24 protein-coding genes are annotated in these 25,440 nt (G+C 69.5%); 15 read left to right on the forward strand and 9 right to left on the reverse strand.

Annotated features, from left to right (window positions below; all coding sequences use genetic code 11):
• The 8 genes from rapZ (at position 1) to secG (ending at position 7,522) form a co-directional block, all read left to right on the forward strand.
• The gene (rapZ, locus tag H9I38_RS01430; protein ID WP_413463506.1) at positions 1–924 is read left to right on the forward strand and encodes an RNase adapter RapZ; all 924 of its coding nucleotides are present in this window, start codon (positions 1–3) and stop codon (positions 922–924) included.
• Positions 924–1,943 carry a gluconeogenesis factor YvcK family protein gene (locus tag H9I38_RS01435; RefSeq protein WP_226336841.1) on the forward strand — a complete coding sequence of 340 codons (1,020 nt, stop codon included), beginning with the start codon at positions 924–926 and terminating at the stop codon, positions 1,941–1,943. The genes rapZ and H9I38_RS01435 overlap by 1 nt, the downstream gene beginning before the upstream one ends.
• A gap of 4 nt (positions 1,944–1,947) precedes the next feature.
• Positions 1,948–2,913 (forward strand): DNA-binding protein WhiA, encoded by a 966-nt coding sequence (gene whiA, locus H9I38_RS01440; protein WP_226336842.1) that lies wholly within the window; start codon positions 1,948–1,950, stop codon positions 2,911–2,913.
• Positions 2,914–3,036: 123 nt separating this feature from the next.
• Positions 3,037–3,660 carry a superoxide dismutase gene (locus H9I38_RS01445; protein WP_319002160.1) on the forward strand — a complete coding sequence of 208 codons (624 nt, stop codon included), beginning with the start codon at positions 3,037–3,039 and terminating at the stop codon, positions 3,658–3,660.
• A 273-nt stretch (positions 3,661–3,933) separates the two neighbouring features.
• Positions 3,934–4,938: a type I glyceraldehyde-3-phosphate dehydrogenase gene (gene gap, locus H9I38_RS01450; RefSeq protein ID WP_226336844.1), complete on the forward strand. Its 1,005-nt coding sequence runs from the start codon at positions 3,934–3,936 to the stop codon at positions 4,936–4,938.
• A 222-nt stretch (positions 4,939–5,160) separates the two neighbouring features.
• Positions 5,161–6,384 carry a phosphoglycerate kinase gene (locus tag H9I38_RS01455; RefSeq protein ID WP_226336845.1) on the forward strand — a complete coding sequence of 408 codons (1,224 nt, stop codon included), beginning with the start codon at positions 5,161–5,163 and terminating at the stop codon, positions 6,382–6,384.
• 47 nt (positions 6,385–6,431) lie between these two features.
• On the forward strand, positions 6,432–7,244 hold the full coding sequence (tpiA, locus tag H9I38_RS01460; protein ID WP_226336846.1) for a triose-phosphate isomerase: 813 nt from the start codon (positions 6,432–6,434) through the stop codon (positions 7,242–7,244).
• Positions 7,245–7,267: 23 nt separating this feature from the next.
• Complete coding sequence (gene secG / locus H9I38_RS01465; RefSeq protein WP_226336847.1) at positions 7,268–7,522, forward strand: preprotein translocase subunit SecG; 255 nt, start codon at positions 7,268–7,270, stop codon at positions 7,520–7,522.
• Positions 7,523–8,010: 488 nt separating this feature from the next.
• Here the strand turns inward: secG and pgl are convergent, their stop codons facing one another.
• The 5 genes from pgl to tkt all read right to left on the reverse strand — a co-directional run bounded on the left by pgl (position 8,011) and on the right by tkt (position 14,678).
• On the reverse strand, positions 8,011–8,772 hold the full coding sequence (pgl, locus tag H9I38_RS01470) for a 6-phosphogluconolactonase (RefSeq protein ID WP_226336848.1): 762 nt from the start codon (positions 8,770–8,772) through the stop codon (positions 8,011–8,013).
• Complete coding sequence (locus H9I38_RS01475; protein WP_226336849.1) at positions 8,762–9,709, reverse strand: glucose-6-phosphate dehydrogenase assembly protein OpcA; 948 nt, start codon at positions 9,707–9,709, stop codon at positions 8,762–8,764. Before H9I38_RS01475 ends, pgl begins: the two co-directional genes overlap by 11 nt.
• Positions 9,706–11,211, reverse strand: coding sequence for a glucose-6-phosphate dehydrogenase (gene zwf / locus H9I38_RS01480; RefSeq protein WP_226337335.1), 1,506 nt, complete (start codon positions 11,209–11,211; stop codon positions 9,706–9,708). The genes H9I38_RS01475 and zwf overlap by 4 nt, the downstream gene beginning before the upstream one ends.
• A gap of 197 nt (positions 11,212–11,408) precedes the next feature.
• Positions 11,409–12,524 (reverse strand): transaldolase, encoded by a 1,116-nt coding sequence (gene tal, locus H9I38_RS01485; RefSeq protein ID WP_226336850.1) that lies wholly within the window; start codon positions 12,522–12,524, stop codon positions 11,409–11,411.
• Positions 12,525–12,575: 51 nt separating this feature from the next.
• Positions 12,576–14,678 carry a transketolase gene (gene tkt, locus H9I38_RS01490; RefSeq protein ID WP_226336851.1) on the reverse strand — a complete coding sequence of 701 codons (2,103 nt, stop codon included), beginning with the start codon at positions 14,676–14,678 and terminating at the stop codon, positions 12,576–12,578.
• Between the two features lie 220 nt (positions 14,679–14,898).
• Between tkt and H9I38_RS01495 the strand changes: the two genes are divergently transcribed.
• Entirely contained in the window at positions 14,899–15,849 is a 951-nt protein-coding gene (locus H9I38_RS01495) for a heme o synthase (protein ID WP_226337336.1), read from the forward strand.
• Between the two features lie 817 nt (positions 15,850–16,666).
• Here the strand turns inward: H9I38_RS01495 and H9I38_RS01500 are convergent.
• The 3 genes from H9I38_RS01500 to H9I38_RS01510 are packed head-to-tail and all read right to left on the reverse strand — an operon-like array spanning position 16,667 to position 19,304.
• On the reverse strand, positions 16,667–17,599 hold the full coding sequence (locus H9I38_RS01500) for a COX15/CtaA family protein (protein ID WP_226336852.1): 933 nt from the start codon (positions 17,597–17,599) through the stop codon (positions 16,667–16,669).
• 2 nt (positions 17,600–17,601) lie between these two features.
• On the reverse strand, positions 17,602–18,351 hold the full coding sequence (locus H9I38_RS01505) for an ABC transporter permease (protein WP_226336853.1): 750 nt from the start codon (positions 18,349–18,351) through the stop codon (positions 17,602–17,604).
• Positions 18,348–19,304 (reverse strand): ABC transporter ATP-binding protein, encoded by a 957-nt coding sequence (locus H9I38_RS01510; protein WP_226336854.1) that lies wholly within the window; start codon positions 19,302–19,304, stop codon positions 18,348–18,350. Before H9I38_RS01510 ends, H9I38_RS01505 begins: the two co-directional genes overlap by 4 nt.
• A gap of 161 nt (positions 19,305–19,465) precedes the next feature.
• Here H9I38_RS01510 and H9I38_RS01515 point away from each other — a divergent pair, with 161 nt between their 5' ends.
• The 6 genes from H9I38_RS01515 to H9I38_RS01540 are packed head-to-tail and all read left to right on the forward strand — an operon-like array spanning position 19,466 to position 24,380.
• The gene (locus tag H9I38_RS01515) at positions 19,466–20,170 is read left to right on the forward strand and encodes a helix-turn-helix transcriptional regulator (RefSeq protein ID WP_226336855.1); all 705 of its coding nucleotides are present in this window, start codon (positions 19,466–19,468) and stop codon (positions 20,168–20,170) included.
• A 25-nt stretch (positions 20,171–20,195) separates the two neighbouring features.
• Positions 20,196–21,656 (forward strand): Fe-S cluster assembly protein SufB, encoded by a 1,461-nt coding sequence (sufB, locus tag H9I38_RS01520; RefSeq protein WP_226336856.1) that lies wholly within the window; start codon positions 20,196–20,198, stop codon positions 21,654–21,656.
• Between the two features lie 3 nt (positions 21,657–21,659).
• Positions 21,660–22,922 carry a Fe-S cluster assembly protein SufD gene (sufD, locus tag H9I38_RS01525; RefSeq protein ID WP_226336857.1) on the forward strand — a complete coding sequence of 421 codons (1,263 nt, stop codon included), beginning with the start codon at positions 21,660–21,662 and terminating at the stop codon, positions 22,920–22,922.
• A gap of 4 nt (positions 22,923–22,926) precedes the next feature.
• Positions 22,927–23,256: a non-heme iron oxygenase ferredoxin subunit gene (locus tag H9I38_RS01530; RefSeq protein WP_226336858.1), complete on the forward strand. Its 330-nt coding sequence runs from the start codon at positions 22,927–22,929 to the stop codon at positions 23,254–23,256.
• A 39-nt stretch (positions 23,257–23,295) separates the two neighbouring features.
• Positions 23,296–24,051 carry a Fe-S cluster assembly ATPase SufC gene (gene sufC, locus H9I38_RS01535; RefSeq protein WP_226336859.1) on the forward strand — a complete coding sequence of 252 codons (756 nt, stop codon included), beginning with the start codon at positions 23,296–23,298 and terminating at the stop codon, positions 24,049–24,051.
• A gap of 5 nt (positions 24,052–24,056) precedes the next feature.
• On the forward strand, positions 24,057–24,380 hold the full coding sequence (locus tag H9I38_RS01540) for a metal-sulfur cluster assembly factor (RefSeq protein WP_226336860.1): 324 nt from the start codon (positions 24,057–24,059) through the stop codon (positions 24,378–24,380).
• Positions 24,381–24,500: 120 nt separating this feature from the next.
• On the opposite strand, the gene H9I38_RS01545 is transcribed toward H9I38_RS01540, so the two are convergent.
• Positions 24,501–25,418 (reverse strand): neutral zinc metallopeptidase, encoded by a 918-nt coding sequence (locus H9I38_RS01545; protein ID WP_226336861.1) that lies wholly within the window; start codon positions 25,416–25,418, stop codon positions 24,501–24,503.
• Positions 25,419–25,440 lie beyond the last annotated feature (22 nt).

Raw genomic sequence — 25,440 nt, forward strand, 5'->3', positions numbered from 1 at the left:
CTGGAGGAAACGCCGCTCGACTCTAGGAATGCAGCCGTGAGCTCTTCACCCCTCGTCGTCCCGGACTCGTCCGAGATGCTCGTCGTGACCTCCCTCTCGGGCGCCGGCCGGACCACCGCGGGCAACGCCCTCGAGGACATCGGCTGGCACGTCGTGGAACAGCTGCCTCCCCAGATGATCGAGGTCTTCGCCACCTCGCCGTCCGTGGAGACGCCCATCCCGAGGCTCGCGGTGACCACGCTCATCACCTCCGAGGAGCTCGCGCAGAAGCAGGCCGAGGCCGTGGACCGCCTGCGCGAGCGCGGCATCCGCGTGCGCACGCTCTTCCTCGAGGCGGAGGACGAGGTGCTCGTGCGGCGCTTCGAGGCAGGCCGCCGCCCCCACCCGTTCGTGGGCCCGCGCCGGATCCTGGACGCCATCGCGGCCGAGCGGGAGGTCATGGAGCCTCTGCGCCGGGACGCGGACCGGGTGCTGGACACCACGGGGTTCAACGTCCACGACCTCACGCGAGCCATCCGCGAGCTCTACGCGGAGGAGGAGCGGATCGCGCTCGAGGTCACCGTCATGAGCTTCGGCTTCAAGCGGGGACTCCCCATCGACGCGGACATCGTCGCGGACGTGCGCTTCATCCCGAACCCGCACTGGGTGCCCGAGCTGCGCCCGCTCACCGGCGAGTCGGAGGAGGTGAGCGGCTACGTGCTCAACGCGGACGGCGCCGGCGAGTTCCTCGACAGCTTCGAGGACGCCCTCCGCCCCGTGTTCACCGGCTACGTGCGGGAGAACAAGTCGCACGCCCTCATCGCGGTGGGCTGCACGGGCGGCAAGCACCGCTCGGTGGCCACGGCCGTCGAGCTCGCCCGCCGGCTCGACCAGATGCCAGGGGTGCGCGCCCGCGCCCACCACCGCGACCTGGGCATGGAGTGATGTCGGTCTTCACGGGCGCGCTGCCCGTCGTCGCCCCCGGGTCCGCCATGCGCGGGACCCCGCGCGTGGCCGCTCTCGGCGGCGGCCACGGCCTCTCCGCCACCCTCCAGGCCCTCCGCTACGTCACGCCGGACATCTCCGCGATCGTCACCGTGGCCGACGACGGCGGGTCCTCGGGGCGTCTGCGCCGCGAGTTCGGCGTCCTGCCGCCGGGCGACCTCCGCATGGCCCTCGCCGCGCTCTGCGACGACACGGACTGGGGGCGCACCTGGCGGGACGCGATGCAGCACCGCTTCTCCCCGCTGCCGGAGCAGGAGTCGGAGCTTGAGGGCCACGCCCTCGGCAACCTGCTCATCATCTCCCTCTGGGAGCTCCTCGGCGACCCGATCGCGGGCCTGCAGTGGGCCGGCGCCCTGCTCGGCGCGCGGGGCCGCGTTCTGCCGATGTCCCGGACGCCGCTCGTCATCGAGGGAGACGTCCTCGTAGGGGAGCCCGGGTCCCAGACGCGAGAGCGCGTGGTGGGGCAGTCCGCCCTCGGCCACGCGAGCCGCCGCCAGACGATCGAGCGGATCTCCCTGACTCCCTCGGACGCCGTGGTCTGCGACGAGGCGGCGGACGCGATGGACGAGGCCGAGTGGATCGTGGTCGGCCCCGGCTCCTGGTACACGTCCGTGCTTCCGCACCTGCTGCTGCCCTCCGCGCGGGACGCCCTGTGCGAGGCCCCCGGCCGCAAGATCCTCACGATGAACCTCGTCGCGGAGACACAGGAGACCGCCTCCATGACGGCGGCGGACCACATCCGGGTCCTCTGCGAGACGGCGCCGGAGCTGCGCTTCGACGTCGTCCTCGTTGACCCCGCCGTCGTCGACGACCGAGAGCGCTTCGAGGAGTGCGCGCGTGAGTTGGGAGCGACGGTCAAGTACGCTCGACTGGGCCGGGCCGAGAGCCCCGAGGCGCACGACGTCCTGCGCCTCGCGACCGCCTACCGCGAGATTTTCGAGGAACACGAGGAGAAGTAGCCAGGTGTCACTGACCGAAGCCGTCAAAGAGGAGCTCTCCCGACTCGAGGTCACGAAGGCCGCGGTGCGCAAGGCCGAGGTCTGCGCGCTGCTGCGGTTCGCGGGCGGTCTGCACATCGTCCAGGGCCGTGTGGTCATCGAGGCCGAGGTGGACTCCGCCGCGACGGCGCGGCGCCTTCGCCAGGCCCTGGCCGAGCTCTACGGCGCGCCGAGCGAGATCCTCGTGGTCTCCGGCGGCGGGGCCCTGCGCAAGGGGAGCCACTACGTGGTCCGCGCTTCGCGCAACGGCGAGGTTCTGGCCCGCCAGACGGGCCTGCTCGACGGCCGCGGCCGCCCCGTCCGGGGCCTTCCCGCCGCGCTCGTCAACGGCTCCCTGGCCGAGGCCGAGGCGGTGTGGCGCGGGGCCTTCCTGGCCCACGGCTCGCTGACCGAGCCGGGCCGCAGCTCGTCGCTCGAGATCACGTGCCCCGGCCCTGAGGCCGCGATGGCCCTCGTCGGAGCCGCCCGCCGCATGGAGATCGCCGTCAAGCCGCGCGAGGTCCGCGGCGCGGACCGCGTCGTCGTGCGCGACGGCGACGCGATCGCCGCCCTCCTCACCCGCCTGGGGGCCCACGAGACCCTCCTCGGGTGGGAGGAGAAGCGGATGCGCCGGGAGGTCCGGGCCACGGCCAACCGGCTCGCGAACTTCGACGACGCCAACCTTCGCCGCTCGGCGCAGGCCGCGGTCGCCGCGGGACAGCGCGTGGAGCGCGCGCTCGAGATCCTCGGCGAGGACGCGCCGGAGCACCTGCGCTACGCCGGCCAGCTGCGCGTCGAGCACAAGCAGGCCAGCCTCGACGAGCTGGGCCGCCTGGCCGAGCCGCCCATGACCAAAGACGCGGTCGCGGGACGCATCCGCCGTCTGCTCGCCCTCGCCGACAAGCGGGCCGCAGAGCAGGGGATCGCGGACACGAGCTCGCGCGCGAGCTGACTCGCCCCGCCCGGGGCGGGCAGATCAGAGTTTCCGGCGAATCCGGGAATGAGCCTGGCCAATGCGGCGTTGTCCGTGAATAGGATGGACACGCAAGCCATCCCCACCGATGTAGGAGGAAAAGTGACTGTCTACACTCTGCCTGACCTTCCGTATGACTACGCCGCGCTTGAGCCGCACATCTCGGCGCGCATCATGGAGCTGCACCACGACAAGCACCACCAGACCTACGTCGACGGCGCCAACAAGGCCGTCGAGGCGATGGCGGCGGCCCGTGAGAACGAGGACTTCGCGAACGTCGGCAAACTGCAGAAGGACTTCGCCTTCAACCTCGGCGGCCACACGAACCACTCGATCTTCTGGAAGAACCTCTCTCCGGAGGGCGGCGACAAGCCCGAGGGCGAGCTCGCCGCTGCGATCGACGACGCGTTCGGCTCGTTCGACAAGTTCCGCGCGCACTTCACGAACGCGGCCACGACCATCCAGGGCTCCGGCTGGGCGTTCCTCGCCTACGAGCCGATCTCCGGCAAGCTCGTGGTCGAGCAGCTCTACGATCAGCAGGGCAACGTCCCGGTGGCCCAGACGCCGCTCCTCATGCTCGACATGTGGGAGCACGCCTTCTACCTCGACTACGTCAACGTGAAGGCGGACTACGTCAAGGCGTTCTGGAACATCGTCAACTGGGCGGACGTCGCCGAGCGCTTCGAGGCCGCCCGCAACGGCGCCTCCAAGCTCATCACGCCGTAAGGCCTCGCGGCCTCACCGGTCGCGCAGCACAGGCGGACCGGCGCCCCGAAGTCTGGGTGACCGGATTCCGCCGTCGGCTTGAGGGCCCCGCGCCCCTCCTCACGGGAGGGGTGCGGGGCCCTTTCCCGTGTTCGCTCTCGGAGTGATCCTGCCGCCCGGAAATCGCCGACGGACACTGCGCGAACCGGGTGAACAGGTCTAGGATGGACAGTGACCAGAAGGCACAGCGTCGTGTCTGGAGAACCCCCTAGGTGAAACAGAAAGGCGCTTCCCATGACCATTCGGGTTGCCATCAACGGCTTCGGCCGCATCGGCCGCAATTTCCTCCGCGCTGTCGTCGCGGATCCGGGCGAGATCGAGGTCGTCGCGATCAACGATCTGACGGACAACGCAACGCTCGCGCACCTCCTCAAGTACGACTCCGTCTCGGGCGTCCTCCCGGTCGAGGTCTCCCACACCGACACGGCGCTGATCGTGGACGGCAAGGAGGTCAAGGCCTACGAGGAGAAGGACCCGGCGCAGCTGCCCTGGGGCGAGCTCGGCGTGGACATCGTCATCGAGTCGACGGGCCGCTTCACGGACGCGAACCAGGCCCGCAAGCACGTCGAGGCCGGCGCCAAGAAGGTCATCATCTCGGCGCCTGCCAAGAACGAGGACGCCACCGTGGTCATGGGCGTGAACGAGGACACGTATGACCCCGAGAAGGACGTCATCATCTCGAACGCGTCCTGCACCACGAACTGCCTCGCGCCGATTGCCAAGGTCATCAACGACAACTTCGGCATCGTCCGCGGCCTCATGACCACGGTCCACGCGTACACCGCGGACCAGAACCTCCAGGACGCTCCGCACAAGGACCTGCGCCGCGCCCGCGCCGCCGCCCTCAGCATCATCCCGACCTCCACGGGCGCCGCGAAGGCCATCGGCCTCGTCCTCCCGGAGCTCAAGGGCAAGCTGGACGGCTTCGCCATGCGCGTGCCGGTCCCCACGGGCTCGGCCACGGACCTCACGGTGACGCTCGAGCGCGAGGTCACCAAGGAGGAGGTGGACGCCGCGGTGAAGAAGGCCGCTGAGGGCGAGCTCAAGGGCATCCTCGAGTTCTCGGACGCGCCGCTCGTCTCGCAGGACATCGTCCACAACCCGCATTCGTCGATCTTCGACTCGGGCCTGACGCGCATCGTGGGGGACCAGCTCAAGATCGTCTCGTGGTACGACAACGAGTGGGGCTACACCCGCCGTCTCGTGGACCTGGCCAACTTCATCGGCGAGAAGCTCTGAACGGTCTTCTCCCGCCGCTCAGCCCCAGGCAGAGACGCCTGCCCGGTCCTGAGGCCGGAGGAGCGTTGAGCTCCGAGCGCTGACCCGAGCGCTGACAGGGGCAGCCCCGGGCCCCGCACGCACCCGTGACACCGGGCCGCGTGCGGGGCCGCGCTGCATCTGAGGCGATAGGCTGGACGGACACAGAGTCCGCGACTCACCGAGACGAAGAGGAGCGCGCAGATGAGCGCACAGAACCTTGATGCCCTGCTCGAATCCGGCGTGAAGGGCCGGACCGTGATCGTGCGGTCTGACCTGAACGTGCCTCTCAAGGACGGCGCCGTGACGGATGACGGGCGCGTCCGCGCCTCGATCCCCGTCATCGAGAAGCTGGCCAAGGCGGGCGCCCGCGTCGTCGTCGTCGCGCACCTCGGCCGCCCGAAGGGCGAGCCGAACCCGGAGTTCTCCCTGAAGCCCGCCGCGGACCGGCTCCGCGAGCTGTCCGGGCTTCCGGTGGAGCTGGCCGCGGACGTCTCGGGCGAGGACGCGCAGAAGAAGGCCGCGGGGCTCGAGGACGGCCAGGTGCTCGTGCTGGAGAACGTGCGCTTCGACGCCCGGGAGACGAGCAAGGACGCGGGTGAGCGCGAGGCCCTCGCCGCGGAGCTCGCGGCTCTCGCGGGGGAGAGCGGCGCGTATGTCGACGACGCCTTCGGCGCCGTCCACCGCAAGCACGCCTCGGTGTTCGACATCGCCTCGAAGCTGCCGGCCTACACGGGAGACCTCGTCTCCACGGAGCTGGAGGTTCTCCAGCGTCTGACCGAGCACCCGGAGCGCCCGTACGTGGTGGTGCTCGGAGGCTCGAAGGTCTCGGACAAGCTCGCGGTGATCGAAAATCTGCTGGACCGCGCGGACACTCTGCTCGTCGGCGGCGGCATGGTCTTCACCTTCCTCGCCGCGCAGGGGCACGACGTCGCGGCGAGCCTCCTCGAGAAGGACCAGATCCCCACGGTGCAGGCGTACCTGAAGCGGGCGGAGGAGCTCGGCAAGGAGTTCGTGCTCCCCACGGACATCGTCGTGGCGGCGTCGTTCGCCAAGGACGCGGAGCACGAGGTCGTGGACGCGGACAAGATCGGCGAGTCCCGCTTCGGCGAGTCCGGACTGGGGCTCGACATCGGGCCGAAGTCCGCCCAGGCCTTCGCCGAGAAGATCCGCGGAGCCAAGACGGTCTTCTGGAACGGGCCGATGGGCGTGTTCGAGTTCCCCGCGTTCGCCAACGGCACCAAGGCCGTGGCCGAGGCCATGACGCAGACGCAGGGCTTCGGCGTCGTGGGCGGCGGAGACTCCGCCGCCGCGGTCCGGCAGCTCGGCTTCGCCGATGACCAGTTCGGCCACATCTCCACCGGCGGCGGCGCCAGCCTGGAGTACCTCGAGGGCAAGTCCCTCCCCGGCATCGAGGCCCTCTCCTAGGCCTCGCTCAGGCCTCATCGAGTCTCCGGAACCGAAAGGACCGAACCATGACTGTCATGAAGGACGGAAGCTACGTCCGCACGCCGCTCATCGCCGGCAACTGGAAGATGAACATGGACCACGTCCAGGGCATCACGCTCCTGCAGAAGCTGGCGTGGACGCTCCAGGACGCGCATCACGACTTCGCCCGCGTCGAGGTCGCCGTGCTGCCCCCGTTCACGGATCTCCGCGGTGTCCAGACCCTGGTCAACGGGGACGAGCTTCCGGTGCGCTACGGCGCCCAGGACCTCTCGGAGCACGACGCCGGCGCGTACACCGGTGAGATCTCCGGGCAGTTCCTCGCGAAGCTCGGTTGCACGTATGTGCTGGTGGGCCACTCGGAGCGTCGCTCCCTCCACCGCGAGGGCGCTGAGGTGCTCCGGGGCAAGATCCAGGCCGCCCTGCGGCACGGGCTCGTTCCCATCGTGTGCGTCGGCGAGCCGCTTGAAGTGCGCAAGGCCGGGGAGCACGTCGAGTACACCGTGAACCAGCTGCGTGAGACCCTCGAGGGCCTCACTGCGGAGCAGGTCAAGGACCTCGTCGTGGCGTACGAGCCGGTCTGGGCCATCGGCACGGGTGAGGTGGCGAGCGAGCAGGATGCGCAGGAGATGTGCGCCGCTCTGCGCCGGTCGATCGCGGACGAGTTCTCGCCGGAGGCCGCCGAAGGCGTTCGCCTGCTCTACGGCGGTTCCGTCAAGGCGGCGAACGCCGCGGCGACCCTCGGGCAGACCGATGTGGACGGCGTTCTCGTCGGCGGTGCCAGCCTCGACGCATCCGAGTTTGCTAACATCGTCAGGTTCGAACACCACGTCGTGGCCTAGCGGCCGCACATCGAAAGGACACCGTGGACGTTCTCAAGATTGTCCTCCTCTGCGTTCTCGCGCTGACGAGCCTCCTGCTGACCAGCCTGGTCCTCTTCCACAAGGGTCAGGGCGGCGGTATGAGCGACGTGTTCGGCGGCGGAGTGAGCTCTTCCCTCAACTCGTCGGGCGTGGCGGAGCGCAACCTCAACCGCCTCACCGTCACCGTCGGCCTCATCTGGGGCCTGACCATCGTGGGCCTCGCGCTCATCGAGCGGTTCACGCAGCAGGCGGGCTAGAGCCCCCCGTAAGCCGGCCGCAACCCGGGCGGAAGTTCCGGCCACGCGTCAGCGGGGCTTCAGCCAAGGCTGAACCACCGCTCCGTGCAAGGCTTTACCTACCCCCAACGGGCAAGGCTGCACCACTGATACGGGCAACGGCCCGACCCCTCCAGGGGTCGGGCCGTTTTCGTGCTGTGGCCAGCCGTGGCCGGTCTGGCGTGTGAGCGCTGTCGACTGCGTCGGGCCGGTCCCGTTACGCCGCCCCGCTCAGCAGCTCCCAAGCTCGCCTAGCCCCCCCCAAACCTGGATTTGTGGCGCGTTTCGTGCGAAATCGGGGCTGAAATCGCACGAAACGCGCCACAAACGCCAGCCAGGCCTGATGACACGCACGAAACGCGCCACAAACGCCAGCCTGGCCCGATGACACGCACGAAACGCGCCACAAACCCGGGATCCTGACAGGCTGGGCCCGGTCAGAAGCCCCTCAAACGCCCCTCAGAAGCCCCTCAGGCGCCCCGCTCCGCCGCCTTCGAGTGAGCGGCCTCGTCGAGGAACCAGCGCGTCGACTCCACGCCTGCCACGGCGCCCGCCGGGACCACGTCCGCCGGCTCGCCCGCGAACGCAGCGGCCACCGGGTCCGCCTTGCCTTCGCCCGTGACGACGAGCCAGACCTCGCGCGCCGAGCTGATCGTGCTGCGCGTCAGCGAGACCCGCTCCGGCGGAGGCTTGGGGGAGTCGCGCACGGCCGTCGTGAGCCCCTGGGCGTCGATGAGACCCGTGCCGGGGAAGAGCGAGGCGATATGCCCGTCCGGGCCCATGCCGAGCAGGAGCACGTCGAACCGCGGCAGCGTCGAGTCGGCCGCGGCGTGGGCCGTGAGCTCGCGCGCGTAGGCCTCAGCGGCCTCCTCGACCGTCTCGAACTCGCCGGCCGCGCCCATCGCGTGGATGCGGTCCTCGGGGACGCCCACGTGGTCGAGGAGAGCCTCCCGGGCTTGCTTCTCATTGCGCTCGTCCGAGGCGCGGGCCACGAAGCGCTCGTCGCCGAACCAGAACTCCACCTTGGAGAAGTCCGCCTCGGTGAAGCCGTTCTCCACGAACGCGCGGACGTCTCGCAGCACCTGGATGCCGATGGTCCCGCCCGTGAGCACCACGCTCGCGACGCCGAAGGAGCGCTGCGCCTGCTCGATCGAGCTGAGCAGCTCCCGAGCGGCTCGCTGGCTGACCGCCGTGTCCGTGGGCAGGACGGTGATGGGATCCTTAGCGTTCACTGGGACGCACACTCCTCAGGGTTGAGCGGATGACGGGGCTGCGGACCACCTCGCCGAAGACCACGTCCGGGTCGAGCCGCCGCAGCTCTTCGGAGAGGCACTCGTGCAGGGGGCGCTCGGGAAGCGAGATGCGCTGGACCCGCTGGTGGGGCTGGTAGAGCTCCACGACGCCGTCGCCGCTGCGCACCAGCTCGATGTCTCCCTCAGGCCGGGAGATGCGGATGCGTCGGATTCCCTCGGGGATCCGGTTCGGGGCGGCCGCCACGGTGACGCGGGCGCGCAGCTTGGGGGAGAGCCAGGCGGCGAGGAGGGTGGTGCTCGGCGAGTCCGGCGCGCCCTCCACCGTCACCTGAGTGATGGTCGATGGGTCGATCTGGTCGAACGTCGCCGCGAGCTGCCCGCGCCAGAGGGTGAGCCGCGTCCAGGCGAGGTCCGTGTCGCCGGGCTCGTAGTGCTCGGCGATGCTGAGCAGGGCGTCCTTCGGCTTGCTCGCCGCGAAGGAGTCGGTGATGCGGCGGGTGGCCATGCGGCCGAGCGCGCGCTCCTCGGGCGCCTGCGCGACGCCGTCCGGCCACCACACCACGATCGGCGCGTCCGGCAGGAGCAGGCCCGAGACGAGGGACTCCGGCTTGGCGCTGAGCGGACCGTGCGCGTGGAGCACGATCACCTCGGACGCGCCGGCGTCTCCGCCGACTCGGATCTGCGCGTCGAGCCGGGCCTCGCCCTTCGGGTCGCAGGCCACGAGCACCACAACGCGGCACGGGTGCTCCCGGCTCGCGCGGTTCGCGGCGTCGATGGCGTCCTCGAAGCTCTCGGAGCGCACCTGGACGAGCAGCGTCAGCACCCGACCCACGGCGGTCACGCCGCCTTCCTTGCGGAGCCGGTTGAGGGCCTTGCCCACCTTGGAGACGGTGGTCTCCTCCAAATCCACGATCATGGGCGGCGCCACGTCCTTCCGTCTCGGGCGAGCAGGTCATCGGCGGAGTCGGGTCCCCACGAGCCGGGGGAGTACTGCTCCGGGCGGGTGCCGCTCGCGGCCCACGCCTCCTCGAACGGGTCGAGGATCTTCCAGGAGAGCTCCACCTCCTCGTGGCGGGGGAAGAGCGGCGGCTCGCCGAGGAGGACGTCGAGGATGAGCCGCTCGTACGCCTCCGGGGAGGACTCGGTGAAGTTCTGCCCGTAGCTGAAGTCCATGCTCACATCGCGGACTTCTCGCTGGGTGCCGGGCACCTTGGAGCCGAAGCGGATCGTGGCGCCCTCGTCCGGCTGGACGCGGATGACGACGGCGTTGTGCCCCAGCCCCGGCTCGCCCGCGTAGAGCCCGCCCGGCGCCTTCTTGAAGACGACGGCGATCTCCGTCACCCGCCGCCCGAGCCGCTTGCCCGCACGCAGGTAGAAGGGGACGCCGGCCCAGCGGCGCGTGTTGATGTCCAGCCGGATCGCCGCGTAGGTCTCCGTGGTGGACTCCGGGTTGAAGCCCTCCTCGTCGAGGAACCCGGTGACGCGCTCTCCGCCCTGCCAGCCGCTGGCGTACTGCCCGCGCGCGGAGTTCGCCTCGGGGTCGTCCGGCACGACGACGGCCGCGAGGATCTTCTCCTTCTCTGCCCGGAGGTGCTCCGCGGCGAACGAGATCGGCTCCTCCATCGCCGTCAGGGCGAGGAGCTGGAGGAGGTGGTTCTGGATGACGTCGCGGGCAGCGCCGACGCCGTCGTAGTAGCCCGCGCGGCCGCCGATGCCGATGTCCTCGGCCATCGTGATCTGGACGTGGTCCACGTTGGAGGCGTTCCAGATCGGCTCGAAGAGCTGGTTGGCGAAGCGCAGCGCCAGGAGGTTCTGGACCGTCTCCTTGCCGAGGTAGTGGTCGATGCGGAAGATCGAGTCGGCGGGGAAGACGGACTCGACCACCTTGTTGAGCTCCCGCGCAGAGGCCAGGTCGTGCCCGAAGGGCTTCTCGATGACGACGCGCTTGAACGGCCCGCCCTCGGGCTGCTCGGCGAGGCCGTGGCTGTTGAGCTGGGCGCAGACGTCCTCGAAGCTCTTCGGCGGGATCGAGAGGTAGAAGGCGTGGTTGCCGCGCGTGCCCTGGGTCTGCTCCAGCTCCTCGAGCGTTTCGCGGAGGGTCTCGAACGCGTCGTCGTCGTCGAAGCCTCCGGAGACGAAGCGGATGCCGGCGGCGAGCTGGTTCCAGACGTTCTCGTCGAAGCCGGTGCGGGTGTGGGCCTCGACGTGCTCGCGGACCTCCTCCGCGAACCGCGCGTGGGACCAGTCGCGGCGTCCGAAGCCGACGAGGCCGAAGCTCGGCGGCAGGAGGCCGCGGTGTGCGAGGTCGTACACGGCGGGGAGGAGCTTCTTCCGGGCGAGGTCGCCCGTGACCCCGAAGAAGACGATGGAGCTGGGGCCGGCGATGCGGTTGAGCCGGCGGTCGCGGGGATCCCTCAGCGGGTTCGCCGTCCCATCCGCCGTCTGCGGGCGGCCGCTGGGGCGGCGCGCGGGGTTCTTCGGTGCTGTCACGTCTCTGGTGCGCCTTCGGGGTTCAACGTCAGTGGTCTCGTCGTGCGGACCGCGGGGTGCCGGCCGCTGCGGGTGCGGGGGAGAGGCGCGTCCCGCCCGGAGAGCCCGGGCGGGACGCTGCGCCGCTACTTCTTGGCGGCGTCCAGCTCCTTCTGGAGGTTCTCGAGGAGGTCCTCCCAGGAGGCCACGAACTTCTCGAGCCCCTCCTTCTCAAGCTGGGCGACGACGTCGTTGTAGTCGACGCCAGCAGCGGCGACGGCGTCGAGGACCTTGTTCGCCTCGTCGTAGGACCCGGTGATCGTGTCCCCGGTGACCTTCCCGTGGTCGGCCACCGCGTCGAGGGTCTTCTCCGGCATGGTGTTGACCACGTTGTGGGCCACGAGGCCGGTCACGTAGAGCGTGTCCGGCAGGCTCGGGTCCTTGACGCCCGTGGAGGCCCACAGGGGCCGCTGCGGGTTGGCGCCCTTGGACGCGAGGAGCTCCCAGCGCTCGGTGGCGAAGGCCTGCTCGTACACCTGGTAGGCGAGCTGGGCGTTGGCCACGCCGGCCTTGCCCTTGAGCTTCGCCGCGTCGGCGTCCTGCGAGGCGTCGAGGCGCTTGTCGATCTCCGTGTCCACGCGGGAGACGAAGAAGGACGCCACGGAGTGGATCCTCGAGATGTCCTTGCCCGCCTCGAGGGCCTTCTCGAGGCCGAGCTGGTAGGCGTTGATGACCGCGCGGTAGCGCTCGAGGGAGAAGATGAGCGTCACGTTGACGCTGATCCCGGCGGCGATCGTCTCCGTGATCGCCTCGAGTCCCTCGACGGTGGCCGGGATCTTGATGAGGACGTTGTCCTTGCGGATCTTCTCCGTGAGGCGCTTGGCCTCCTCGATCGTGGCCTTCGCGTCCCGGGCGGAGCGCGGGTCCACCTCGATGGAGACGCGCCCGTCCACGCCCTGGGTCTTCTCGAAGACCTCGGTGAAGACGTCGGCCGCGTTCGAGACGTCCTGCGTGGTGATCTCGAAGACCGCCTCCTCGAGCGGCGTGCCCTTCGCGGCCAGCTCGTTCACCTGGTCCTGGTACGCGGCGCCGTCGGAGAGCGCTGCGGCGAAGATCGAGGGGTTGGTGGTCACGCCCACCACGTTCTTCTCGGCGATGAGCTCCTGGAGGTTCCCGGACTTGAGGCGGTTGCGGGACAGGTCGTCGAGCCAGATGGAGACGCCCGCGTCGCTGAGCGCCTGGGTGTTCTTGTTCTGCGTCATGCGTGTTCTCCCTTTCGCGGAGAGGTCTGTGCTTCTGCGGTGCGGCTCGCGCTACTCGCCTGCGGCCGTGATGGACTCCTTGGCCTTCGCGACGACGTTCTCCGCCGTGAAGCCGTACTTCTCGAAGAGGACCTTGTCCGAGGCCGAGGCGCCGAAGTGCTCGATGGTGACCGTCCGGCCGGCATCGCCCACCATCCGGTCCCAGGACATGGCGTGCCCGGCCTCGACCGCCACGCGGGCCTTGACCGAGGGGGGCAGGACCTCGTCCTGGTAGGCCTTGGACTGCTGGAAGAACCACTCGTGGGACGGCATGGAGACCACGCGGGCGGTCACGCCGTCTTGCGCGAGCTGCTCGCGGGCCTGGACGGCCAGCTGCACCTCGGAGCCCGTGGCGATGAGGAGCACGTCCGGCGTGACGTCCTTGCCGTCCTTCTGGGCCTCCGCCAGCACGTAGGCGCCCTTGAGGACGCCTTCAGCGGACGCGAGCTTCCCCTCGCCGCGCTCGAAGACCGGGAGGTTCTGACGGGAGAGCACGATGCCCGCCGGGCGGTCCGTGTGCTCGAGGATGCCCCGCCAGGCGTAGGAGACCTCGTTGGCGTCGGCGGGGCGGACGATGTCCAGATCCGGGATGGCGCGCAGCGAGGAGAGCTGCTCGATCGGCTGGTGGGTGAGGCCGTCCTCGCCGAGGCCGATCGAGTCGTGCGTCCACACGTAGATCGACGGCGAGCCCATGATCGCCGCGAGCCGGACCGCGGGACGCTGGTAGTCGGAGAAGATGAGGAAGGTTCCGGCGAACGCGCGGGTCTTCGAGGAGATCGTGATGCCGTTGACGATGGCCGCGGCGGCGTGCTCGCGGATGCCGAAGTGCAGGACACGGCCGTACGGGTCGCCGTCCCACTTCTTCGTGGTCCACTTCGTCGGGATGAAGGACTTGGCGCCCTCGATGGTCGTGTTGTTGGAGCCGGCGAGGTCGGCGGAGCCGCCCCACAGCTCGGGCAGCACCGGGCCGAGCGCGGTCAGCACCTTGCCCGAGGCCGAGCGGGTGGACACGTCCTTGCCCGCCTCGAACTCCGGGAGGGCGTCCGTCCAGCCCTCGGGGAGCTCCATCTTCTGCACCCGCTCGTGGAGCTCGGCGAGATCCTGGTGCTTCTGCGCCCAGGCGTCGAACTCCTTCTGCCAGGCCTTGTGCTCCTCCGCGCCGCGGTCCTTGACCTTGCGGGCGTGCTCGAGGATCTCCGGCTCGATCTGGAAGCTCTTCTTCGGGTCGAAGCCGAGCAGCTCCTTGACCGCCGCGAGCTCCTCCCCGCCGAGAGCGGAGCCGTGGACACTGCGGGTGTTCTGCTTCGTGGGGGCGGGCCAGCCGATGATCGTGTTGAGCGCGATGATCGACGGCTTGTCCGTGACCTTCTTGGCCTCCTGGACGGCGTCGAAGAGGGACTGGACGTCCTCGTGGTACTCGTCCTCGGCGCGCCAGTCCACGCGCTGGGTGTGCCAGCCGTACGCCTCGTAGCGCTTGAGGACGTCCTCGGAGTAGGCCACGTCCGTGTCGTCCTCGATGGAGATCTGGTTCTGGTCGTAGATGACCACGAGGTTGCCGAGCTCCTGGTGGCCCGCAAGGGAGCCGGCCTCAGCGGTGATGCCCTCCTGGAGGTCGCCGTCGGAGGCGATGACGTAGACCATGTGGTCGAACGGCGAGGTTCCGGGCTCCGCCATCGGATCGAACATGCCGCGCGTGCGGCGCTGTCCGTAGGCGAAGCCCACGGAGGTGGCGAGGCCCTGGCCGAGCGGGCCGGTGGTCATCTCGACGCCGTTCGTGTGGTGGTACTCCGGGTGGCCCGGGGTCAGCGAGCCGAAGGTGCGGAGGGACTCGATGTCCTTTATCTCGAGGCCGTAGCCCGAGAGGTAGAGCTGGAGGTAGAGCGTCAGAGCCGTGTGCCCCGGGGACAGGATGAAGCGGTCGCGGCCGGGCCACTGCGAATCGTTCGGGTCGTGGCGCATCACCTTCTGGTAAAGCATGTAGGCCACGGGGGCGAGGCTCATCGCCGTGCCCGGGTGGCCGTTGCCGACCTTCTCGACGGCGTCCGCGGCGAGGACGCGGATGGTGTCGACGGCGCGCTGATCCTTCTCGCTCCATTCGAGCTTCTGCTCAGTCATGTCTGCGTGACCCTTTCGTCTCTGAGGTCTGTTGCCCTTGTCCATCGAGTCTAGTGTCCGTCCGCCCACGGTGAAGGGCGGTTCGGCATTCGGCCTTTTCCCTCCGCAGAGCGTAAACTCAAGGTTGAATATTCCTGCCCTCGGCTCGTGGACGGTCGGCGTCGTCGTCGGGCCGTTCGGGCCGCAGGTCCCCGGCAGCACGAAGAAAGGTGCCGCACCCGTGCACGTTGCCCTTCCGCAGCAGACTCAGCACCGCGTCGAGTCTTCGTCCGAGCCTGCCTGGCAGCGGAAGACGAAGGCGTACGTTTCGCTGACGAAGCCGAGGGTCGTGGAGCTGCTGCTCGTGACCACGCTGCCCACCATGATGTTCGCTGTCGGGGGAGCGCCGGACCCGTGGGTGGCGCTCGCCACGATGATCGGCGGCGCGCTGGCCGCGGGAAGCGCCTCGGCGTTCAACTGCTACATCGACCGCGACATCGACAAGCTGATGCACCGCACCGAGAACCGGCCGCTCGTCACAGGCGAGGTCTCGCCGCGTGAGGCGTTCGTGTTCGCGAGCGTGCTCGGCGTCGTCGCCATCGCGCTGCTGTGGTTCGGGGCGAACCCGCTCGCCGGGCTCCTCGGCATCGGGGCGATCTTCTTCTACGTGGTCATCTACACGATGATCCTCAAGCGCCGCACAGCGCAGAACATCATCTGGGGCGGCGCCGCCGGCTGCTTCCCGATCCTCATCGCCTGGGCCGCCGCCACGGGCACGGTCGAGGTCGGGGCGTGGATCCTCTTCATGGTGGTCTTCCTCTGGACGCCGCCGCACTACTGGCCGCTGTCCATGAAGTACGGCGAGGACTACCGGAATGCGGACGTCCCGATGCTCGGCGCCTTTGCAGGCGGGCGCATCGTCTCGGCGCAGGTGGTGCTCTATGCGTGGGCCACGGTTATCTGCTCGCTGCTGCTCGTTCCCGCGTCGGGCGCCGGCTGGGTCTACGGCATCGGTGCCGTCCTCTCGGGCGGATGGTTCATCTACAAGTCCCACCGCCTCCGGCACCTCGCGCTCACCCAGCGCATGACGAACAAGTCCGCCATGAGCGTCTTCCACGGATCGATCATCTACCTCTCGATCCTCTTCCTGGCCCTGGCTCTGGACCCGTTCGCCATGAGGCTCTTCCAGTAGGGTCTCGGACAGCGGGCCCTCGGACTGCTCGGCCTGGGGCCGGGACTGCTAGCGCTTCGACTGTGTCAGCGCCGCGCGTCAGACCTGTACGTCAGAGGTGCGGACTCGTGCGCATTCGCTCATCCTCGTCCGGGGACGGTATCGCGCTCCTTCGGTGCGGACGGCGTGCAGGGGCTCGGGGAACAGCTTCCTCGGGGACATCCTCCTCGGGGACAACTCTTCGGCCGAGAATCCCGTCTGCGCACAGGCGCGGACCGAGAACGCCTGGATTCCGGAACGCCTCGATCCTGAGACGTCCCCATCGCCCTCGAAATGCACGTGATCGAGGGCGATGACACCCCAAAACGTGCACGCTCCCTTTTCACACCCGGTTCTGAGCAATACACCCGCTTTCGCACGCCATTTTGAGCGGAAAGCGGGTGTGGTGGCGAAAAGGGGTGTGGCGCGGGGCGAGGGGGCCAGAGCGCTCGGTCCTGGCGCGTTGGCGGTGGGTGCAGGCCGACGGAACGGCGGGAACTCGAGGCCCGGTCAGCGGCGCGAGGAGTTCAGGCTCCGAACGGAGGCACTCGGCTGGTGCAGCGCACTCGGTTGCGTGCGTCGTTAACTCATCACACCCCGTTCTGAGCAATACACCCGCTTTCGCACGCGATTTTGAGCGGAAAGCGGGTGCGAAGGCGAAAAGGGGTGTGACGGCGCTGAGGGGGGGGGCGACGGCGCAGGGGGGGCGGCGAAAGCGGGTGCGAAGGCGAAAAGGGGTGCAGCGGCGAAAGGAGGGGGGGCGACGGCGCTCACGGGCGCCGCGGTGCTGCCCCCGGACTCAGGCCTCGCGGGGCGAGCGGACCGCGTGGGCCACGTTCGCCGTCGCGGCGACGACCATCGTGGAGCCGATCATGTGGACGGCCACGACCGCGATGGGCAGGTGCATGAAGTGCTGGATGTACCCGATGACACCCTGGAAGAGGACCACGCCGAGAGCCAGCCACACCGTCTTGGCGGCTCGCTTGTCCTCGTGGCCGAGCTTGACGCCCAGGATCACGAGCAGCGCGATGAGGATGTAGATGAGGGCGGAGTGGAACGGCGTGACCACCTGGGGGTCGAGGCCTGTGCGGGCGGCGCCGTGGTCGCCGGCGTGCGGGCCGGACCCGGTCAGGATGGTGCCGGCGATGAGGATCGCCGCCGTCGTGAGGCTGACCAGCCGCGCCAGCACGATGTTGGTCCGGCCCGTCGTGTGCCGCGGCGTCCCGTAGACGCGGTTGCACAGCAGAGACGCCCAGGCCACCAGCGGCATCGAGATGATGAAGTGCGCGGAGACCACCCACGGATTGAGGTGGCTCAGCACCGTCACCATGCCCACGATCGCCTGGAAGGGAACGAAGAGCAGGAGCGAGAGCGCGAGGTAGCACAGGTCGCGGCGGCCCGTGCGCCACACGGCCAGGATGGTCAGGGCGGCCACCACGATGAGCACGAACGTGAGAAGCCGGTTACCGAACTCGATGTAGCTGTGGATGCCGAGCTCGGGGGTCGCCGTGAGGGAGCTCGCGGAGCAGCGCGGCCACGTCGAGCAGCCGAGGCCGGATGCCGTGAGCCGGACGAGCCCGCCCGTGAGGACGATGAGCATCTGCGAGGCGAGCGAGGCCACCGCGAGGCGCCGGGTGTACGGCGTGAGCGTCCTCGGCATGAGGCGGTCGAGGAGCGTGGCGTCCTTGCCGCGGGGTGCGCGTGCCGGGTGAATGCTGGAGTGCGAGGTCATGTCTATGCGGTCCAGGTGAAGGTCTTGACCACGCCGAACGTGCAGACCGCTCCCCAGACCGTGAGGACGAGGAGCGCGAAGGGATCCCACGCGCCGTGGCTGAGCGCGGCGCGGAAGGAGTCGGCGAGGGCGGAGGTGGGCAGGAGCGGAATGAGGCGGTCGAGCGGCGCGGGCATCGTGTGAGCGGGCACGAGCAGCCCGCCGACGCCCGCGAAGACGATCCAGAGGAGGTTGGTCACGGCGAGGGTCGCCTCCGGGCGGACGAGGCCCGCGATGAGCAGGCCGAACGCCGTGAGGGCCCAGACGCCGAGCAGCGCCGAGACGGCCAGTGGCAGGATCGCCGAGGGCTGCGGACGGAGTCCGAGGACGAGGGCGATCCCCCCGATGAGGAGGAACTGGAGCACGACGACGGCCAGGACCGCCCCCGTCTTGCCGGCCAGGAGGCCGAAGCGCCCGAGGGGCGTGGTCGCCGCGTGGGTCAGCACGCCGTAGCGGCGGTCGAACCCAGTGGCGATCGCCTGGCCCGTGAACGCCGTGGAGACGACGGCCAGCGCGAGCGCGCCGGGTGTGGCCGCCTCGATGCGGGGCACCCCCAGTCCGTCCAGCACGGGGGTCTGGGACAGGGCCACGAGGGCCAGCACGGGCATGAAGGCGATGAGCACGAGCTGCTCGCCGTTCTTGAGCATGGCGAGCGTCTCCCACCGCACCTGGTTCGCGATGCGGGCGAGCGGCGGAGCGGCAGCGGTTCTCACGCGTCCTCCCGGGCGGTCTGGAAGAAGATGTCGGTCAGGTTGGCGTGCGTCAGCGAGAGCGAGACCGGCGGCTCCTCGGGCGTCCGGCCGCAGGCGGAGGCGAGGTCCAGGACCTCGCGCGGCACGTCCCCCGTGACGACGACGCTGTGCGAGCGGGGCGTCCGCTCCTCCTGCACCTCGAGCCCCCGCCGGCGCGCGGCCTCGAGCAGCGCGGCCACGGCCCGTTCCGCATCGGGGTGGGCGGTGAGCCGCAGCGTCCGGCTCGAGCTTCCGGCGACGAGCTCCTCGACGGTGCCCGACTGCCGCACCTCTCCGCGGGACATGATGTGGACCGTGTCAGAGAGGCGCTCGGCGTCGTCGAGCAGATGGGTGGTGAGCACCACGGAGGTGCCCTCCGCGCGGAGCCCCTCGACGAACTCGACCACGGTCTCCCGGGAGATCGGGTCCAGCCCCGCGGACGGCTCGTCCAGCATGCAGAGCTCCGGGCGTCCGACGACGGCGGCCGCGAGGGCGACCCGCTGCCGCTGGCCCCCGGAGAGCCGGCGGATCTGGGTGCCGGCGAACTCGTCGATGCCGAGGGAGCGGGCCAGCTCGTCCACGGGCCGCGGCGAGGCGTAGAAGCGGCTGAGGTGCCGCAGGAAGGGCAGGGGGCGCGAGGCCGGGGGAAGGCCGGTCTCCTGGAGCATGACGCCCACGCGGGCGCGCAGCTCGGGCGAGGACGCAGTCACGTCCGTGCCGAGCACCTCGGCCGAGCCGGAGGTGGGGGAGACGAGTCCGTGGAGGACGTTGAGGAGGGTGGACTTGCCGGCGCCGTTGGTCCCGAGGATCGTGGTGATCTCGCCGCGCTCAGCGGTCAGGCTGAGTCCGCGCAGCGCCTCGACGCTGGAGTGGCGGGAGGAGAACGCGACGCGGAGGTCGTCGACGCGCACAGCGGGGCCGGGTGAGGATCGCACCAGACCATTCTATGTCCGCCGCGGGATTTCTCTACGGAGCGTCGAACCCGCTCCGAGCGTCCAGGAGCAGCGCCTCCCGCCGCTGCGGGAGTCTTTCGGCCCTCTGTGAACTTAGCCGCGCCTTGCTAGCCGTGGCGCAGGCAATACGTGATGATGAAGTGGTGTATTCGGAGACCGATGGCGAGACAGGGACGCGCGAGCGGGTGCTTGCGGCCGTGCTGCGGCACGGCCCTGTCTCCGCGCTCGAGCTGGGGCGCCTGCTCGGGCTGACCGCAGCCGCCATCCGCCGGCACCTCGACGCCCTCCAGAAGGAGGAGCGCATCGAGGTCAAGCTCGTCCGCGGAGAAGGGGGAGCGGGACGTCCCGCCCGCCGCTTCGTGGCCTCCCGCCGCAGCCATGACGTGCTGGAGGACGACTACTCCGCGATCGCCGTCCAGGCCCTCCACGCCCTCGCGGAGATCGGGGGCGAGGACGCCGTGCGCGCCTTCGCCAAGGAGCGGTTCGAGGACATGTACGCTCGGTACGCTCCGCTCGTCGAGCAGGCGGGGCCGGACGTGGGCGCGCGGGCCCGCGCCCTGGTGGAGGCCCTCACGGCGGACGGGTTCGCGGGAACCAAGAGAGACGTCGGAGCAGGGCTTCCGGCGGCCATGAAGAGCGTCCAGGTCTGCCAAGGACACTGCCCCATCCAAGACCTCGCAGCAGAGTTCCCCGAGTTCTGCGCGGAAGAGACCACTGTCTTCGCCAAGCTCCTCGGCGTGGACGTCAGACGGCTGTCGACGCTGGCCACCGGCGGGCACGTGTGCACCACGCACGTCCCCGTCAGCCGGCGCCGGCCGCAGCAGACACCAGGTGCGACACCGAAGTGACCCAACAGATGAAGGAAGGTGCGCGATGACCGAGCAGATCGGACAGAGCCAGCACACCGACACCACGATCTCGGACATCCTCGAGAAGAACCCCGAGCTCCACGGCATCGGCAACTACGAGTACGGCTGGTCGGACAAGACCGACGCCGGCGCGAACGCCCGCCGCGGCCTCGACGAGGACGTCGTGCGCGACATCTCCTCGAAGAAGTCCGAGCCGGAGTGGATGCTGGACCTGCGGCTCAAGGGCTACAAGTACTTCGAGCGCAAGCCGATGCCGGACTGGGGCGCAGACCTCTCGGGCATCGACTTCGACAACATCAAGTACTTCGTCCGCTCCACGGAGAAGCAGGCGCAGACGTGGGAGGACCTCCCGCAGGACATCCGCGAGACGTACGAGAAGCTCGGCATCCCCGAGGCCGAGCGCGCCCGCCTCGTGGCCGGCGTGGCCGCCCAGTACGAGTCCGAGGTGGTCTACCACCAGATCCGCGAGGACCTCGAGGCGCAGGGCGTCATCTTCATGGACACGGACACGGCCCTCCGCGAGCACCCGGAGTTCTTCGAGGAGTACTTCGGCACGGTCATCCCGGCCGGCGACAACAAGTTCGCGGCCCTCAACACGGCCACCTGGTCCGGCGGCTCCTTCGTGTACGTCCCGAAGGGCGTCCACGTGGAGATCCCGCTCCAGGCCTACTTCCGCATCAACACGGAGAACATGGGCCAGTTCGAGCGCACGCTCATCATCGCGGACGAGGACTCCTACGTCCACTACATCGAGGGCTGCACGGCGCCGATCTACAGCTCGGACTCGCTGCACTCCGCCGTCGTCGAGATCATCTGCAAGAAGGGCTCCCGCGTCCGGTACACGACCATCCAGAACTGGTCCAACAACGTGTACAACCTCGTGACCAAGCGCGCCATCTGCGAGGAGGGCGCCACGATGGAGTGGATCGACGGCAACATCGGCTCCAAGGTCACGCAGAAGTACCCCGCGGTCTACCTCACGGGCGAGCACGCCAAGGGCGAGACGCTCTCCATCGCGTTCGCGGGCGAGGGCCAGCACCAGGACACGGGCTCCAAGATGGTCCACCTGGCGCCGAACACCTCGAGCTCCATCGTCTCCAAGTCGGTGGCGCGCGGCGGCGGCCGGGCGGCGTACCGCGGCCTGGTCCAGGTCCGCGAGGGCGCCAAGAACTCGAAGAACTCGGTGGTCTGCGACGCGCTCCTCGTGGACACGGTCTCCCGCTCGGACACCTACCCGTACATCGACATCCGCGAGGACGATGTCACGCTCGGCCACGAGGCCACGGTGTCCAAGGTCTCGGAGGACCAGCTGTTCTACCTCATGAGCCGCGGTCTCGCCGAGGACGAGGCCATGGCCATGATCGTCCGCGGCTTCATCGAGCCGATCGCCCGCGAGCTCCCCATGGAGTACGCGATCGAGCTCAACCGCCTCATCGAACTCCAGATGGAAGGGTCTGTGGGCTAAGACATGACGCTTGACAGCAAGAACGTAGAGACCGGCGAGGGCCGGGTCGCCATCGAGGGCATGGACCTCGAGGGCGAGCACCTGGCCCCCAACGTCGGCGGCACGGAGCAGCACGGCGCCAAGGCGCACTCGGACGGACGCGGCGTCACCAAGCCCGCGGGCTCGCGCGGTGAGCGCGTCTCGAGCTTCGACCTCGCCCAGTTCCCGCTGCCCAAGGGCCGCGAGGAGGAGTGGCGCTTCACCCCGATCGAGAAGCTCCAGTCCCTCATGGCGGACGGCGTGGAGAGCGGCTCGCTGAAGAACGAGTTCCAGCTCCCCGAGGGCGTGACGCAGCGCGGCATCTCCGCCGAGGAGATGCGCCAGATCGTCGAGATGGCCCCGGCGGACCGCCTCGCCGCCACCGCGGTGTCCAATGCGAAGGGCTCCTGGCTCATCGACGTCCCGGCGGAGACGGAGCTCGCCGAGCCGCTGCGCCTCAAGATGACGGGGCAGGGCGGGGACCCGGTCTTCGCCCACCTCGTCATCCGCGTGGGGAACTTCTCCAAGGCGCTCGTCATCCTCGAGCACGAGGGCACGGCGGACGTCAACGCCCTCGTCTCCGTGGTGACGGGCGACTCCTCGGACGTCCGCGTGGTCACCACCCAGATGTGGGACGACGCCGCGACGCACGCCGCCCAGCATGACGCGCTCGTCGGACGGGACGCCACGTTCAAGTACGTGACGGTCTCCCTCGGCGGCGGCCTGGTGCGCCTCAACACGAACGTCCGCTTCGCGGGCCCGGGCGGAGACGCCTCCGTCTACGGCCTCTACTTCGCGGACGCGGGTCAGCACCTCGAGCACCGCTCGTTCGTGGACCACAACGTGGGGAGCTGCACCTCCAACGTCCTCTACAAGGGGGCGCTGCAGGGCGAGAGCGCGCGGACCGTGTGGGTCGGCGACGTCCTCATCCGCAAGGAGGCCGAGGGCACGGACAGCTACGAGAAGAACCAGAACCTCGTGCTCACCGACGGCGCCCGCGCCGACTCGGTGCCGAACCTCGAGATCGAGACGGGCCTCATCGAGGGCGCGGGCCACGCGTCCTCCACGGGCCGGTTCGACGACGAGCACCTCTTCTACCTCATGGCCCGCGGCATCCCGGAGAAGGAGGCCCGCCGCCTCGTCGTGCGCGGCTTCCTCAACGAGATCATCCAGAAGATCGGCAGCGAGGAGCTCGAGGAGCGTCTGCGGGACGCCGTCGAGGCCGAGCTCGCCGCGAGCGAGAACTGACGCCGTGAGCGCCGAAGTCGCCGCACAGGTCAGCGACCTCAAGCCGGGCAGCGCGCTGCGCGTCGTCGTCGGCGGGGTCGCCGTCGCCCTGGCGCGGAACTCGGACGGCGAGATCCACGCTCTCGCCGACCGCTGCTCGCACGACGACGTCAGCCTCTCCGAGGGGGACGTGGTCCGGAACCGGATCGAGTGCTGGGGCCACGGCTCCGAGTTCGATCTGGAGACGGGCCAGCCCCAGCAGCTTCCCGCGACCGAGCCGGTGGCAGTGTACCCCGTGCAGGTCGACGGAGACTCCATCCTCGTCGACACGTCCCGGACCCTCAACGGCCTGTGACGGCGTCGACCGATCTTCCAACGAAAAGGACCCACACTCATGTCGACTCTTGAAATCAAGGACCTGCACGTCTCCATCGAGACGGAGCAGGGCAGCAAGGAAATCCTCAAGGGCGTCACCCTGACCATCAAGACGGGCGAGACGCACGCGATCATGGGCCCCAACGGCTCCGGCAAGTCCACGCTCGCCTCGACCATCGCGGGTCACCCGCGCTACGAGGTCACGGGCGGCGAGATCCTCCTCGACGGCGAGAACGTCCTCGAGATGTCCCCGGACGAGCGGGCCCGCGCCGGCCTCTTCCTGGCGATGCAGTACCCGGTGGAGGTCCCGGGCGTCACGATGACGAACTTCCTCCGCACGGCCAAGACCGCGATCGACGGCGAGGCGCCCTCGATCCGCCACTGGACCAAAGACGTGAAGAACGCGATGGAGAAGCTGCGCATCGACGCGGACTTCGCCAACCGCAACGTCAACGAGGGCTTCTCCGGCGGCGAGAAGAAGCGCGTCGAGATCCTCCAGCTCGAGCTCTTCAAGCCGAAGTTCGCAGTCCTCGACGAGACCGACTCGGGCCTCGACGTCGACGCGCTCAAGATCGTCTCCGAGGGCGTCAACCGCGCCCAGGAGGAGAACGAGATGGGCACCCTCCTCATCACCCACTACACGCGCATCCTCCGCTACATCAAGCCGGACTTCGTGCACGTGTTCGTGGACGGCCGGGTGGCCGAGCAGGGCGGCCCGGAGCTGGCCGACCAGCTCGAGGAAGAGGGCTACGACCGTTTCATGGCGAAGGCCTGATCCCGATGGCCGGAGCAGAGCTGACACCGCTCGAGGACGTGGAGGAGGCGCTCAAGGACGTCATCGACCCGGAGCTCGGCGTCAACATCGTCGACCTGGGCCTCCTCTACGGCCTGAAGTACGACGACGAGGGCACCCTCCTCATCGACATGACGCTCACCACGGCTGCCTGCCCGCTGACGGACGTCATCGAGGAGCAGACCTCGAAGTCGATCTCGCCGCTCGTCGACGACTACCGCGTCAACTGGGTCTGGATGCCGCCGTGGGGTCCCGAGCGGATCACCGAGGACGGCCGGGATCAGATGCGGGCCCTCGGGTTCAACATCTGAGTCGCGTTCCACCGGATCCCGCCTGAGACGGCATGAGAACGGCGCCCCTCCGCACGGAGGGGCGCCGTTCTCATCTCTGCGGCGTCAGGATCCCGGCGGGGTCGTGGGACCCCAGCCGGCTCAGGACCCCGGCCGGTCGAGGTCGGCCGCGCGGAAGGTGTTGCACGCGCCCATGCTCTGGGCCCTGTAGCCCTGCATGAACCAGGCCTGCCGCTCGGCGGAGGAGCCGTGGGTCCACGCGTCCGGGTTGATCCGGCCGGACGCGGTCTCCTGGATGTGGTCGTCTCCCACGCTCGCGGCGGCGGCCAGGGCGTCCTTGATCTGGGTCTGCGTGATGGGCTTGATGAAGGTCTTGCCGGACTCGGGGTCCTTGGTTCGGGCCGCGTGGCCTGCCCAGAGTCCCGCGTAGCAGTCGGCCTGCAGCTCGGTGCGCACCGCTCCGGACGACTTGCCCTGCGGATCGTGCTGGGACTCGCTCAGGTCGCCGGCGAGGTTCTGGACATGGTGGCCGTACTCGTGCGCCACGATGTACATCTGCGCGAGCGGTCCGGAGGAGCCTCCGAACTGGCGGGTGAAGTCCTTGTAGAAGCTCGTGTCCACGTAGGCCGTCTCGTCCACGGGGCAGTAGAAGGGGCCGGTGTCCGAGGTCGCCTGTCCGCAGCCCGAGCGGGTCTGGCCGGAGAAGAGCACGGCCTCCGGGCGGTGGAAGCGGATGCCGTTGTCCGCGGTCTCCGTCTTCCAGTACTCGTCCAGGCTCTCCATCGTGGCGATGAGCCGGCAGCCGTCGTCGGAGTTGGCGGCCTTGCCGCTCGTGCAGCGGGCGGAGTCCGCCTGGGGCTGCTGCTGGGACTGCGCGCCCCCGCCGCCCTGGCTGCCCGAGTCTCCGCCCTGGTCCAGGACCTGCGGCCCGAAGATGAGGGCGAGGATGAGCCCGACGACGCTCACTCCGCCGCCGGCCACGAGGCCGCCTCGGCCCCCGCCGCCGCGCTGGTCCGAGACGCGTCCCGGGTCGATCTGCACATCGTCATTGAAGCTCATGGCTCAAGAATAGACAGACCTT

This window comes from Arthrobacter sp. UM1 (genome assembly GCF_020483305.1).
In the GTDB taxonomy this organism is placed as follows: domain Bacteria; phylum Actinomycetota; class Actinomycetes; order Actinomycetales; family Micrococcaceae; genus Falsarthrobacter.